At 71.4% G+C, this 12,446-nt stretch carries 14 protein-coding genes; 8 read left to right on the top strand and 6 right to left on the bottom strand.

Annotated features, from left to right (window positions below; translation table 11 throughout):
• The first annotated feature begins 57 nt into the window (after window positions 1-57).
• A complete protein-coding gene (locus tag EI982_RS16590; protein WP_157690745.1) occupies window positions 58-255 on the top strand; it encodes a hypothetical protein in 198 nt (65 codons plus the stop codon).
• Window positions 256-291: 36 nt separating this feature from the next.
• On the opposite strand, the gene EI982_RS16585 is transcribed toward EI982_RS16590, so the two are convergent.
• Together EI982_RS16585 and EI982_RS16580 are read right to left on the bottom strand one after the other, a co-directional pair.
• Window positions 292-921, bottom strand: coding sequence for a hypothetical protein (locus EI982_RS16585; protein ID WP_157690744.1), 630 nt, complete (start codon window positions 919-921; stop codon window positions 292-294).
• Window positions 922-923: 2 nt separating this feature from the next.
• Window positions 924-2,174, bottom strand: coding sequence for a BamB-related PQQ repeat family beta-propellar protein (locus EI982_RS16580; protein ID WP_157690743.1), 1,251 nt, complete (start codon window positions 2,172-2,174; stop codon window positions 924-926).
• Between the two features lie 138 nt (window positions 2,175-2,312).
• On the opposite strand from EI982_RS16580, the gene EI982_RS16575 reads away from it, so the two are divergent.
• The 3 genes from EI982_RS16575 to EI982_RS16565 are packed head-to-tail and all read left to right on the top strand — an operon-like array spanning window position 2,313 to window position 4,644.
• Window positions 2,313-2,720, top strand: a complete 408-nt coding sequence (locus EI982_RS16575) for a CBS domain-containing protein (protein WP_157690742.1) — start codon at window positions 2,313-2,315, stop codon at window positions 2,718-2,720.
• A 45-nt stretch (window positions 2,721-2,765) separates the two neighbouring features.
• Window positions 2,766-3,458, top strand: coding sequence for a DUF4013 domain-containing protein (locus tag EI982_RS16570; RefSeq protein WP_157690741.1), 693 nt, complete (start codon window positions 2,766-2,768; stop codon window positions 3,456-3,458).
• 52 nt (window positions 3,459-3,510) lie between these two features.
• Window positions 3,511-4,644 carry a DUF63 family protein gene (locus EI982_RS16565; RefSeq protein ID WP_157690740.1) on the top strand — a complete coding sequence of 378 codons (1,134 nt, stop codon included), beginning with the start codon at window positions 3,511-3,513 and terminating at the stop codon, window positions 4,642-4,644.
• Here EI982_RS16565 and EI982_RS16560 read toward each other — a convergent pair.
• Window positions 4,641-6,335 carry a SagD/YcaO family ATP-dependent cyclodehydratase gene (locus EI982_RS16560; RefSeq protein ID WP_157690739.1) on the bottom strand — a complete coding sequence of 565 codons (1,695 nt, stop codon included), beginning with the start codon at window positions 6,333-6,335 and terminating at the stop codon, window positions 4,641-4,643. The genes EI982_RS16565 and EI982_RS16560 overlap by 4 nt on opposite strands.
• 79 nt (window positions 6,336-6,414) lie before the next feature.
• Complete coding sequence (tbsP, locus tag EI982_RS16555; RefSeq protein WP_157690738.1) at window positions 6,415-7,233, bottom strand: transcriptional regulator TbsP; 819 nt, start codon at window positions 7,231-7,233, stop codon at window positions 6,415-6,417.
• Window positions 7,234-7,400: 167 nt separating this feature from the next.
• Between tbsP and glyA the strand changes: the two genes are divergently transcribed.
• A complete protein-coding gene (glyA, locus tag EI982_RS16550; protein ID WP_157690737.1) occupies window positions 7,401-8,648 on the top strand; it encodes a serine hydroxymethyltransferase in 1,248 nt (415 codons plus the stop codon).
• Window positions 8,649-8,733: 85 nt separating this feature from the next.
• A complete protein-coding gene (locus tag EI982_RS16545) occupies window positions 8,734-9,765 on the top strand; it encodes a PAS domain-containing sensor histidine kinase (RefSeq protein ID WP_157690736.1) in 1,032 nt (343 codons plus the stop codon).
• 12 nt (window positions 9,766-9,777) lie between these two features.
• On the opposite strand, the gene EI982_RS16540 is transcribed toward EI982_RS16545, so the two are convergent.
• Complete coding sequence (locus tag EI982_RS16540) at window positions 9,778-10,224, bottom strand: universal stress protein (RefSeq protein ID WP_157690735.1); 447 nt, start codon at window positions 10,222-10,224, stop codon at window positions 9,778-9,780.
• 105 nt (window positions 10,225-10,329) lie between these two features.
• Here EI982_RS16540 and EI982_RS16535 point away from each other — a divergent pair, with 105 nt between their 5' ends.
• A complete protein-coding gene (locus EI982_RS16535) occupies window positions 10,330-11,214 on the top strand; it encodes a tetrahydrofolate dehydrogenase/cyclohydrolase catalytic domain-containing protein (RefSeq protein WP_157690734.1) in 885 nt (294 codons plus the stop codon).
• A gap of 64 nt (window positions 11,215-11,278) precedes the next feature.
• Here EI982_RS16535 and EI982_RS16530 read toward each other — a convergent pair whose 3' ends face one another.
• Entirely contained in the window at window positions 11,279-11,992 is a 714-nt protein-coding gene (locus EI982_RS16530; protein ID WP_157690733.1) for a DUF7117 family protein, read from the bottom strand.
• Window positions 11,993-12,078: 86 nt separating this feature from the next.
• On the opposite strand from EI982_RS16530, the gene EI982_RS18550 reads away from it, so the two are divergent.
• Window positions 12,079-12,225: a DUF8555 family protein gene (locus EI982_RS18550; protein ID WP_199243676.1), complete on the top strand. Its 147-nt coding sequence runs from the start codon at window positions 12,079-12,081 to the stop codon at window positions 12,223-12,225.
• The last annotated feature ends 221 nt before the right edge of the window (window positions 12,226-12,446 follow it).

The following is a 12,446-nucleotide window of genomic DNA, read 5'->3' as shown; positions in this document are numbered from 1 at the left end:
ACCCCAGCCGCTCTTTCGACCCCAAGGGTTAGCGGCGTGGCGGCGGTACGCCGACACGTGCCCGCCGATTCACGAGCGAGCTGGACGGACCCCGCGTACGTCGCGACCGTCGTCGGCGTCCTCGCGACAGGGGCGGTCGTGTTCTACAGTGCGACGGCCCGCTCCGGTCCGACCGTCGACGAGGTCGTGTTCGTGGTCCTCTCGATCACCGTTCCCGCCACCGTCGCGTACGAACTCGCGCGCCGGTGGGGATGAGCCGTGCGGTCGCGCCGTCGCGGTCCCGCCGAGCCGTCACCCCGCCCGCACCCAGAGGTCGCGGCCGACGACGACGACGGCCGCCGCCACGGGGAACGCGACGGGGAGGGAGCCGACGGGTCCCGTGTCGGCGCCGAGGGCGACGCTCGCGGCCACGACGAGGACGGGGAGGACGGGGCCGCCGACCAGCGCGGCGCCGAGGAGCGACCGGTCGCCGCGGAGGTAGCCACCGCCCCAGGCGAGCAGTCCCGGAATCAGGAGGACGAGCGCGAGCAGGCCGAGGGCGACGCCGAACAGCGCGTTCAGCGTGGCGGTCAGGTCGGCGGTCGCCCCGGGGCCGGTCGTCACGAGGATGACCGTCGCGAGCGTCCCGACGCCGGCGCCGGCGAGCGCCACGACCGCGGTCCAGCGCTGCCAGCGCGCCATCCGCTCCCGGTCGCGGCGAAACAGGGAGAGCAGACCCAGCAGTATCGCGAGCACCGCGACCAGCGCCACGACGGGGATGACCGTCCGCTCGACCCACAGCGCGCTGAACCGCGGCGGATCGAAGACGTAGGAGTCGGTGGGCACCGGACCGAACCAGCGGGTCGGAACGGCCGCGACGACGACGAGGAGGCCGCCGAGCGCGGTCAGCCCGCCGACGAACCGACGGTCGGGGGACCACACGGTCAGCCACCCCCGACGGCCACCACGGTGCCGTCTCGCGTCGCCGTGACGACGCCGCCGTCGAGGACCGCGGGCGACACCACGGGTTCGGCGCTGCGATACCCCCACGTCGCCTCGCCGAAGCGCGCGGTGAACGCGAGCAGTCGCGGGGGGGTCGGTCGGTCCCCCGCGTGCGACTGGATGGCGAAGGCGTGGTCGCCGGCGGCGGCGGTCACCGCCCCCTCGCCGACGAACGAACACCAGCGCGGGTCGGGGGCGCCGTCGCCGGTCCGGTCGAGGGCGAACGTCGCCTCGCCGGCCTCCCCCGGTCGTTCGACGGCGTAGACGGTCTCGGGGGTGACGACCGGGGTCGAGTAGGTGCGTCCCCCGCCCCGGTCGACGAGCCAGCGCTCCGTGCCGTCGTCGAGGGCGGCCCCGAGGATCCCCTCGCCGGTACCGACGTAGACGACCCCGTCGGCGACGGCGGGCCGGGACCGAGGGTCGACCGACGACGACCACAGGCGGTCGCCGGTCGCGGCGTCCAGTCCGCGCAGGTCCCCGCCGGCGACGACGACGGCGCCGTCGGCGACGGCGAGACGCGACCCGCCGTCCGTCGTGGCCGTCCACCGACGGCCGCCGCCGGCGGTGTCGAGCGCCGCCAGTTCGTCACCGGTGGGGACGAACACCGCCCCGTCGGCGACGGTCGGCGACGCGGTGGGGACGACCCCGGTGGCTCGCCACCGCTCGGTCCCGTCGTCGGTTCGGAGGGCGACGACGCCGTCGGCGGTGGGGACGTACACGGTGCCGGAGCGGACGACCGGCGGCGCGGGCGTCGCGCCGTGGCCGCCGGCCGACGTCGTCGCGGGCGAGAGGTCCCCGTATCGCCACTCCTCGTGGCCGTCGCGGAGCGAGAGCGCGAACGCGCCCGCGCCGGTCGTGAGGAAGACCCGGCCGTCGGCGACCGCCGGCGGACTCACGTCGGCCGTGACGCCGTCGACCGTCGGGGCGGAGAGCGTCGTTCGCCAGCGGAGCGTCGGGGCGTCGGTCGGCGGCCGGCGGGACGGCGCGAACCCGGTGTTGGCGGGGTCGAACCGGGGCGCGGGCCAGTCGCCGCCGGGGAGCGAGTCGAACCCCCGATCGGCCTCGCCCGTGCCGAACGTCGTCGACGGCGTCGGCGTGTCGTCGTCCGGACACGACGACGAACAGCCGCCGAACCCGGCGACGACCCCCGCCGAGAGCGTACCGAGAAACGTCCTGCGTTCGATGGAGGGCATCGGTCGTCTATTGTGACACCTCCGTGAAAGGTGTCTCGGATCGTTGCAGGCGGAGAGAGACCGGGGGACCACGCGGCGGGCGACGGCCACGCGTCGACCATGGTAACCGTTATGCCAGTACATGTCCTACGTCATCACATGACAGAGACGCTGGTCAAAGAGGCGATGACCACGCCGATGCTCACGCTGGACGCGGAGGCGACGGTCGACGAGGCGTCGCGCGGGATGCTGGAGGCGGGGATCAAGTCGCTCGTCGTGGTCGGGGAGGCTTGTCGCCCGGAGGGCATCTTCACCTCCACGGACGTCCTGCAGGTTGCGGCCGACGGCCGGCCCACCGACGAGGCGACCATCGGGGAGTACATGACCTCGCCGGTGAAGACGGTCGACCCCGACACCTCGCTCTCGTCCGTCGGCCGCCGGATGGTCGAGGAGGAGGTCAGCCACCTCCCGGTGACCGACGCCGACGGCAACGGGGTGGGGATCCTGACGACGACGGACGTGACCGAGGCGCTGTCGGCGGCCGAGTTGCCCGCCGGATCGACGTAGCGTCGCCGCACGAAGAGTTACGGCCCGGCGAGGCCGTTCGTTCCTATGGCCATCGACCTCGAACGGCTCGTCCGGTACCCCGCGAACTCCGAGGAGTGGGCCACCATCCTCCTCGTCGGGGGCGTGCTGACGGCGCTGTCGGTGTTGATCGTCCCGGCCGTGCTCCTGCTCGGTTACCTCCTCCGGGTCCTCCGTGCGGGCATGGCCGAAGCGGCGGAACCCCCCGGGTTCGAGGACCCACGAACGCTCCTCTACGAGGGGACGGTGGCCTCGATCATCGTCCTCGTCTACCAGTTCGTCCCCCTGTTCGTCGCGACGCTGACGGTCGGGGGGACGGTCCTGGCGGTCCTGACCGGCGTCGAAGTCGGTGTGGTCCCGGGGCTGGTCGGTCTCCTCGGGGGGCTGGCGCTCGCCGCGATACTCGCCGTGGTCCTCGGCTACGTCACCCTGATCGGCCTCGCCAACTACGCCCACGAGGGTGACCTCCGGGCGGGGTTCGACCTCGGCGTGTGCCGCGCCGTGGCGTTCGACGGCGCCTACGCCGTCCCGTGGCTGTACGGCGTTCTCCTTCTCGTCGCCGGAAACGTCGTGGCGGGAGTCCTCGGGTTCGTCCCCGTCGTCGGCGTGCTGGCCGTCTTCTACGCACAGGTGGCGGCGGCCTGGGCCTGGGGCAAAGGGTTCGCCGACGCGAGGGGTCTCGACGACGCGCCGGAGTCACAGGGGACGGCCACGGGGTGAGCGCCGACCGAGGACCACAACCCTGAAGCGCGGCGCCGTCGGGGTCTTCGGTATGGCTACCGTCGCGGAACGCCTCGGCGTCGAACCGGCGCGGCTCTGGCTCGGGTCCGTCCTCGCCTTGCTCGCCGCGCTGATCGGCGGGTCGCTCGTCTTCCCACGCGCCGTCTACGACGGCTTCGTCTGGCACTACTTCTGGGGACCGGTGCAGGCGGACGCCAACGCCGCCGTCTGTGCCATCCGCGAGGGCGGCACCACGCGCTATCTCTACGACAGCGCGGCGTGTTCTGCGGCGGCCGAACCGGTCGCCTACCCGGGGTACACCCTCGTCTCGGAGGTCGGCTACGTCGTCGTCCTCCTGATCGCTCTCGCCGGGGTCGTCTTCCTCTTACAGCGACTCGAGATCGGCTCCGACCGCAGCCTCTTTTTCTCGCTCCTGCCGTTCGTCTTCTTCGGCGGCGCGCTCCGGGTCGTCGAGGACGTGACCGACGCCCCCACCGAGTCCGTGATCACCTACCCCCTGAACACCCTCCTCATCAGCCCCATCATCTACTTCACCGTCTTCGCGGTGACGCTGCTCGCCTTGCTCGCGAGCGTGACGCTCGAACGGAAACGGGTCGTCGAGCGGTACACCAGCCCGCTCGTCGGAATCGGGTGTGCCGTCCTCGTCACGACGCTCGCCTTCCTCCTCTGGAGCGCCGTCGTCCCCGGGGGTCCGGGCACGTTCTACCCGCAGGTGCTCGTCGTGATCCTCGCCGGGGCGACGGCCTCGGCGGGCCTCGTCTGGTGGCTGCTCGAACGGTACGCGCCGGCGGTCAACGCGGGCACCGGCCGCATCGGTGCGGTCGTCATCTGGGGACACGCTGTCGACGGCGTCGCCAACGTCGTCGGCCTCGACTGGATGGTCGCGCTGGGTGCCGGGACGAACCTCGTCCCCAAACACCCGGTCAATCGCTTCATCGTCGACGTCACCGCGTCGACCCTGCCCGCCTCGGTGCTGGCGATCACCGGAGACACCTGGCCCTTCCTCGTCGTGAAACTCGTCGCCGCGACGCTCGTCGTCTGGCTGTTCGACGAGCAGATCTTCGAGGAGAGCCCGCAGTACACCATCCTCCTGCTGGTCGCCATCCTCGCGGTGGGGCTGGGTCCCGGGACCCGCGACATGCTCCGGGCGACCTTCGGCGTCTAGGGGTACGGGTGGAACGGCCGGTCGAGACGCGGTTCGTACCCTAGGTCCCGCGGGACGGTCTCGGCCCGGTCGCCGAAGTAGGGGTCGTCGACGAACAGGGGTTGGGCCTCGGGAGAGAGGACGCGGACCGCCTCGAACCCGAGGGCGGCGACGTCGGGGGTGGTGAGCCGCGCGGCGAACGTCGAGAGGCCGGCGTCGGCCGCCCGCTCGACCACCGCGTCGAGTTCGGCCTCGCCCGTCGGCACGGGGTCGGGACCGACGCTCGCCGCCGGCACGCCGTCGTCGGCGTCGGTGAACGCCCGCGTCTCGGGCGGCCGGTCGGCGTACCGGCCGATGGCGCCCTCCTCGGCCGCCGCGTCCTCGGGACCCAGCGCCCGCAACTCCATCCAGTTCTGGAGCGCCTCCGCGAGCGCCGACCGCGCCGCCGCCCCGGCGTCCAGGTCGGCGGCCGAACCCAGGGCGAAGCGGGGCCACGCCCCCTCGCGGTGGACCGCGACGGCGACGACGGGCACGTCGACGTCGCCGGTGACCAGGACCGGCGACACCGATAGCCGTTCCGCGCGGGCGCGGTCGGCGAGCGCCGCGAACCCCTCGTCGTCGACGGCGAGCCCCAGCGGTTCGTACGTCGAGTACCACGCACACATCGTCGCGTCACGCTCGATCACCTCGTAGAGCCCCGAGCGAAGCGCCTCGGCGCCACTGCTGCCGAGTCCCAGCCCCGTGGTGATCGGCGGACGGTGTCGCTCCGTGGGCGGCGGGTAGTGGACGAACTCGGCTGGCAGGGAGACGGCCTCGCCGGTCCGCAGGTCCGTCCCCGGCACCCAGGGAATCGGGGCGTCGGGGTCGACCGTCGCGTCGTCGGGGCGGACGAACGCCGCCGGCGAGACGCCGTCCGCCCGGGCCGCCGGGGGCGCCGTCTCGAACGACGCCTCCCGGTAGGTTCCGGCACAGTAACGCTCCAGTCCCTCGCCGAGGGCCTTCATGAAGGCGCGGTCCCAGTCGTCGTCGACGCCGGCGGCGTAGGCCGCCGCGCGGGCGTCGCTGTAAACGGTCGTGTCGGCCGTCGCGGCGATGTAGTACGGTGCGGGGAACGACTCGCGCTCGCCGATCCGAGTGAGTAGGCCGACCCGGTCGTCGACGGCCCGCTCCGCCCGAGCGAGGGCGTCGTCGAGGGCCACGTCCCGGAATTCCGTCCGGAGGGTCCGGTCACGGTCGTCCGGCTCGGGAACGGCGAACAGACGCCGCTCGTCGCCGGGTACCTCGACGACCGTGCCCGCGAGGTCGGCCCCGGCGAGCAGGGAGACGGCGCGGCGGCCGGCGACCGCGCCGGCGAGGCGGACGGCGCTCCGATCCCCCGAGGGCGTGCCGTCGGCCCCGTCGTCGGCGTCGGCGGTCGACGCCACCCGGGCCCGCAGGTCGCGGTAGCCGACGCCGTCCGCGAGGACCGTCACCGCGGCGTCGAGGTCGGGGACGGCCCGGCCGCCGAGGCCGCCGATCTCGACGGCCAGCCAGTCGGTCGCCGCGTCGTCGGCCGTCCCGAACGCCGGGGCGCCCGTGGGCGCGATCACGACGCCCAGGGGGTAGGCCCCGAGTTCGTCGGGCGTCGTCGCCGTCGCCGTCGCGTCGATGTCGTCGAGGGCGGCCCGGACCGATTCGGCGGCCGGGCCGCTTCCCGCGATGCCGATCTGCATGGGACGGCCGAGGCCCCCCGGCGGCAAAAGTGATCGGGAGTCGGCCGGGTCGGGAGGGCGGCGGGCCCGACCGGCCCCGTCAGGCGGAGTGGTTGAGGGTGACGGCGGCGAGCTCCGCGGGCGTCACCCCGTCGAAGCGGTCCCCGTGGAGTTTCAGGCGGAGTCGGGGACGACCCACGTCGATGGGGACCTTCTCGGTGCGGATCAGCCCCTCTTCCTCGAGGGTGGTCTTGGTTCGCGAGAACGTCGCCTTGCTCGCGATTCCCACGTCCTCGCCCCACTTGCTGATGTCGTAGAGGAGGACGTCGTTGTGGGCCGCGACCAGAAGCGTGAGCGTCACCTCGTCGAACTGGGAGGCGGCGTCGCGGGCGTCGTTCAGGGCATCGAGGGCGGCGTCGAAATCCTCGCGGACGTCCTGCCCGATCTCCTCGGCGAGGGTCTCGCGGACCCGCGAGAGCGGGGGCGTCCGCAGGTCGAACGTCGGGGCGGGGTCCCACTGGGCGCCGTAGGTCTCCCGGACCGCGTCGACGAACGCCGTCTCGTCGCCGCCGAGGGCGGCCACGCGGTCGCCGACGGAGACCAGCGCCCACACCGCCGTCTCGGTGACGACGAGCGTGTTCGTGCTCCCGGTGCCGCCCGCGCGCATGGAGAGGGTGCCGGCGGCGACGTGGTCGGCCGCGTTGCTCGCGACCACGAAGTCGTCCATCACGTCCTTCAGCAGGGCCTCGTCGGCCAGGATCCGGATCGACGGCGGGTCGCTCGCCGAAGTGGTGACGGCCATCAGTGCCCGTACCGCCTCCGCCGTCGGATCGACCAGCAACAGTTCCTCGGCCGACTCGAAGACGGTCTCGAGTATCTCCTCGAACACCTTCCCGTGCAGGTTCGCCCCGGCGACCATGGCCCCAATACCGGCAGGTCCGTATTAATTTTAACGACGAGCGGTGCTCGTAACAGAGTAATTCCCGCCTCTACGTCGGCTTAATTTTTCCTCCGTGGGATGTGGCACCGTCGATCGACGGGACGGCGGAGAGACAGGTTTATGCGTCGCTTGTGCCGGAAGTACGTATGGAACACGAACACGTCCGCGAAGCCGATCCGGCGGTGGCGACGGCGCTCGCCGACGAAGTCGACCGCCAGCGGAACACGCTCTCGATGATCGCCTCGGAGAACCACGCGAGCAGGGCCGTCGTCGACGCCCAAGGGAGTGTCCTGACGAACAAGTACGCCGAGGGGTATCCGGGCGAGCGCTACTACGCCGGCTGCGGCCCCGCCGACGCCGTCGAGGAACTGGCCATCGAGCGCGCGAAGGAGCTGTGGGGCGCCGACCACGTCAACGTCCAGCCCCACAGCGGATCGCAGGCGAACATGGCCGTCTACCTCGCCACCCTGGATCCCGGCGACAGGATCCTCTCGCTCGAACTCGAACACGGCGGCCACCTCAGCCACGGGCATCCGGCCAACTTCGCCGGCCAGCTCTTCGAAGTCGAACAGTACCGCGTCGACCCCGAGACCGGCTACCTCGACTACGAGGGGCTGGCCGACATCGCGGACGAGTTCGACCCCGACGCCATCGTCTCGGGCTTCTCCGCCTACCCACGGACGGTGGACTGGGAGCGGATCGACGCCGTCGCGGACGCCGTCGACGCCTACCACGTCGCCGACATCGCCCACATCACCGGCCTCGTCGCTGCGGGCGTCCATCCCTCGCCCGTCGGGATCGCCGACTTCGTCACCGGCAGCACCCACAAAACCATCCGAGCCGGCCGCGGCGGGATGATCATGTGCGGCGAGGAGCACGCCGACGCCGTCGATAACGCGGTGTTCCCCGGCGTCCAGGGCGGGCCCCTGATGCACAACGTCGCGGGCAAGGCCGTCGGCTTCGGCGAGGCCCTAGAGGACTCCTTCACCGAGTACGCCGAACAGGTCGTCGCGAACGCCCGCGCGCTGGGCGAGACGCTCGCCGACGCCGGCCTCACGCTCGTCTCCGGCGGGACCGACACCCACCTCGTGTTGGTCGACCTGCGTGACTCCCATCCCGACCTCTCCGGCGGCGACGCCGAGGCGGCCCTCGAATCGGCGGGGATCGTCCTCAACGGGAACACCGTCCCCGGCGAGACGCGGTCGCCGTTCGACCCCAGCGGGATCCGTGCCGGCACCGCCGCCCTCACCACCCGCGGGTTCGACGAGGCGGCGATCCGCGAGGTCGGGGACCTGATCGTCCGCGTCCTCGACGCCCCGACCGACGAGGCCGTCCTCGCGGCCGTGAGCGAGCGGGTCGACGAACTCTGTGCGGCCCACCCGCTGTACGAGTAGCGTAGTCCCGCCGAACCGTCGCCCTCTATCGACGTATATAGCGCTCCTAGTAACAGATATATCTCCGTCTTCCGAGGAGTTTGTAATGACGTGCCGGACCGGCGCGATACTCCGAGCGGCGTACGACGACCTCCACGTCGGCATCGTGTTGTACGATCCCGATACCGGCGCGGTGCTGGACGCCAACGACAGACTGGAGTCGATCTTCGGGTTCACGACCGGCGAACTGCGCGACCTGTCGGTCGGGACCTACACCGCGAACACACACTCCTTTTCGGCGTCGGAGTTCCACGAGCGCCTCCGCGCGAGCGCCGACGGGGAGCCCCAATCGTTCGTCTGGCGGGTCAAGCGCGGCGACGGGGAACTCGTCTGGGTCCGGCTGCACCTCTCACGACGGGCGGACGGCCTCGTCCGCGCGGAGGTGCGTGACGTCACGGACTCGTATCACACGCAACGCCGGGAGGAGCTGTTCTGGCGACTCCTCCGACACAACCTCCGAAACGGGGCGAACGTGCTCACGGGCCACGGCGAGCGGATCGCTACCGAGGCGGAAACCGAAGGGGTGCGCAGGTCGGCGGCAGTCGTTCGCGACACGGCCGGCGACCTGGGTCGGATGGCGGAGTCGGTCACGGAGATCGAACGGGCGATGAGGGGGGAAGACGGGGGACGGCGACGACCCGTCGCCGACGCGATCCGGGAGGTGGCCGACGACCTGGCGGTCGATCGTCCCGCGGCGACGGTCGAGATCGCGGAACGCGAGCGGATGTGGACGGTCGTCGACGACGCCTTCACCCACGCCGTCGCACACGCGCTCGAAAACGCCGTCGTCCACGCCGATCGGTCGGGGCCGGTCGTCGACGTCGCGGTCGGCCCGTCGCCGAACACCGGCCGCGTCGAGATACGGATCGAGGACGACAACCCCCCGATACCGAACGCCGAACTGCGCGCGCTCGACGACCGCGCGGAGACGACCACCACGTCCCACGGATCGGGCGTCGGGCTGTTCGTGATGAAGTGGTGCATCGAGTCGCTGGGCGGGGAACTCGCCATCGGGAGCGACGATCACCGCGGGAACACGATCCGGTTCTACCTCCCGCCGAAGGCACCGTCCACGTAGCCCCGGCGGGGATCACTCGACCGGCGTCTTGACCACCACCACCGGTTCGTCGGCGAGGCGGACCACGCGGTCGGTGACGCTGCCGAGCAGGCTCCGGTACTCCTCGGGGTGTCGACGGGTCCCGAGGACGATCAGGTCGACGCCCTCCTCGCCGGCGTAGTCGACGATCTCCTCGTGGGGGCGACCGTGTCTGAGCGTCTCGATCACCTCGACGCCGTGCTTGGCGGCGCGATCGGTCACCGCCGCGAGCGCCTCCTCGCCGACCTCCTCGAGGCCGTGTTCGGGGCCCTCGCGTTCGTCGACGTACTCGTCGCCGCTGTAGGCGGAGTAGACGTCGCTGTCGACGATGTAGAGGGCGTGAAGCATGGCGTCGTGGAGGTCGGCCAGGCCGATGGCGTGTGCGGTCGCGTCCTTGGAGGCGACGCTGCCGTCCGTCGCGAGCAGGATGTCATCGTACATATGGGAGGGTTGGCGGCCGCGTGTGAAAAATCCACACCGTGGCTCCCGGCGGCTGCGACTGCGGCAAACGGTGACTTGAATAGCACACGGAGACCCGGTTCGGGTATGACCGACGTTATCGACGGCGACGCCGTGGCGGCGGACGTCCGTGAGGGACTGGCCGACGCCATCGGGACGCTCGACGACGCGGGCGTCACGCCCACGCTCGCCACCGTACTGATGAGCGACGACCCCGCGAGCGAGACGTACGTCTCGATGAAACAGCAGGACTGCGCGGAAGTGGGGATCGAGGCACGGGACGTGGAACTCGACCCCGAGGCGCCCGCCGAGGAACTGTTCGAGACGGTCGCGGACCTGAACGCCGACCCCGCGGTGAACGGCATCCTGGTCCAGATGCCCGTCCCGGACCACGTCGAGGACCGGGACGTGATCCGCGCCATCGACCCCGCGAAGGACGTCGACGGCTTCCACCCCGAGAACGTCGGCCGACTGGTCGCCGGCGACCCCGTGTTCAAGCCGTGTACCCCCCACGGCGTCCTGAAACTCCTCGACGCCGCCGGCGTGGAGACCGAGGGCGCCGACGTGACCATCGTCGGTCGATCGAACATCGTCGGCAAGCCGCTGGCGAACCTGCTGCTCCAGAAGGCCGACGACGGCAACGCGACCGTGACGGTCTGTCACTCCCGGACCGAGGACGTCTCCGAGAAGACCCGGCGGGCGGACGTCGTGATCGCCGCCGCGGGCGTCCCCGAACTCGTCGACGGATCGATGCTCACCGACGGTACCGTGGTGATCGACGTGGGCGTCAACCGCGTCGAGCGCGACGGCGAGTCGACGCTCGTCGGCGACGTGGACTTCGAGAGCGCGAAGTCGAAGGCGCGGGCCATCACGCCCGTACCCGGCGGCGTCGGCCCGATGACCCGCGCGATGTTGCTCTACAACACGGTGAAGGCGACGAGCCGACAGGCCGAGGTGCCGGTCGACCTATAGTAGCGATTGAAACTGTTTGCACAGCCGACCGTACGCAGTACTGCGATCGGCTGTGTAATGACTTTCAATCGCTACTATACCGTAACCGGTCGCGGGCGGCCGCGAGCGCCGTCTCGTCGTCCTCGCGGAGGTACGTGCCGATCTCACGGGCCGCCGTCACGAGCGACTCGGCGTCCGACGGCGATACGTCGCCCTGGAGCGCTTCGATCCGCTTGATCCGCTCGCGGAGGGTTCCGAGCGCCCGTCGGGCCTCGGAGTCGGGGTGTTCGTCCAGCCACGCCAGCAGGTCGTCGCGGTAGGCGTCGGCGGCGTTCGCGTCGCCGAGGCCGCGGGCCGGGGCCAGCGCGTCGGTGACCGCCGACGGTCCCGGCCGGCCCCCACCGTCGGCGTCGCGGAGGAGCGCGAGGACGTAGGCGTGGTCGGCGTCGGTCGGGGACCGGAGGCGGTCGAAGGCGTCGACGACCTGCAGGAGCTCGGCGGCGGCGACGAGCGTCTCGTCGAGCGGGCGGAGCTGCCCCCCGTCGACGAAGCCACGGCGGCGGACGTACGTCCGCAGGTCGCGCTTGCAGTCGTCGACGACGTCGTCGAGTCTTCCCTCGGCCGCGGCGGTCCGGTACGGCGTCAGATCGAGCGTCGCCGGCGAGTCGGTGTGGAGGGAGCGGTCGTCGACGCCGACGCTACGGAGGCTCTCGCAGTCCGGACACGCCACGCTCCCCGTCTCGTAGTACGACCACCGGCAGCCACAGTCCTGGCACTCCCGTCGGCCGCGAACCTTCATGCCCGTCGTTCGCCGGGCGGCGACAAAAGGCCGACGCTCGGCCGGCGGCCGGGGGATACAGGTGGCCGGCGCCGCCACACGAGACCATGCGAGACGAAACCGAGGTGCGCGAGCAGTACGAGTTCCTCCGGGAACAGCTCGACGACGACGAGATGCGCCACGAGGGCGTTCGGGAACTGTTCACTCACTACAAGCGGGCGCTGGGCTGGGTGTTGGAAGAGGAACACATGTGAGGCCGAGGCGGTACATTTATATCTCCCGGCTCCACAGGTTCAGGTGACGCTTCGTCTGGAGGGCCGAAGCGTCAGCGGGGACCAATTCAGGGCGGCAAGCTTCCACGCGATTTTCGCGTGGCTTGCTTTCCTTTTGTCGTACCGAACTCCCGAGTCGACCGACCGGTCAGCCCCGGCCACGGACGTTCCGGCTACCCGCTCGTACGGATCGGTGTCCCGAC

The sequence above is a fragment of the Haloplanus salinarum genome (assembly GCF_009762275.1).
Lineage (GTDB): Archaea > Halobacteriota > Halobacteria > Halobacteriales > Haloferacaceae > Haloplanus > Haloplanus salinarum.
This window is presented reverse-complemented; position numbering and strand designations above follow the sequence as displayed.

Coding starts and splice junctions, on each gene's coding strand:
- tbsP (WP_157690738.1), bottom strand. CDS start 7,233: ATGGTCGCCGGGGCGAACCTGCACGGGAAGGTGTTCGAGGAGATACTC.
- EI982_RS16580 (WP_157690743.1), bottom strand. CDS start 2,174: ATGCCCTCCATCGAACGCAGGACGTTTCTCGGTACGCTCTCGGCGGGG.
- EI982_RS16565 (WP_157690740.1), top strand. CDS start 3,511: ATGGCTACCGTCGCGGAACGCCTCGGCGTCGAACCGGCGCGGCTCTGG.
- EI982_RS16535 (WP_157690734.1), top strand. CDS start 10,330: ATGACCGACGTTATCGACGGCGACGCCGTGGCGGCGGACGTCCGTGAG.
- EI982_RS18550 (WP_199243676.1), top strand. CDS start 12,079: ATGCGAGACGAAACCGAGGTGCGCGAGCAGTACGAGTTCCTCCGGGAA.
- EI982_RS16560 (WP_157690739.1), bottom strand. CDS start 6,335: ATGCAGATCGGCATCGCGGGAAGCGGCCCGGCCGCCGAATCGGTCCGG.
- EI982_RS16570 (WP_157690741.1), top strand. CDS start 2,766: ATGGCCATCGACCTCGAACGGCTCGTCCGGTACCCCGCGAACTCCGAG.
- EI982_RS16575 (WP_157690742.1), top strand. CDS start 2,313: ATGACAGAGACGCTGGTCAAAGAGGCGATGACCACGCCGATGCTCACG.
- EI982_RS16530 (WP_157690733.1), bottom strand. CDS start 11,992: ATGAAGGTTCGCGGCCGACGGGAGTGCCAGGACTGTGGCTGCCGGTGG.
- glyA (WP_157690737.1), top strand. CDS start 7,401: ATGGAACACGAACACGTCCGCGAAGCCGATCCGGCGGTGGCGACGGCG.
- EI982_RS16540 (WP_157690735.1), bottom strand. CDS start 10,224: ATGTACGATGACATCCTGCTCGCGACGGACGGCAGCGTCGCCTCCAAG.
- EI982_RS16545 (WP_157690736.1), top strand. CDS start 8,734: ATGACGTGCCGGACCGGCGCGATACTCCGAGCGGCGTACGACGACCTC.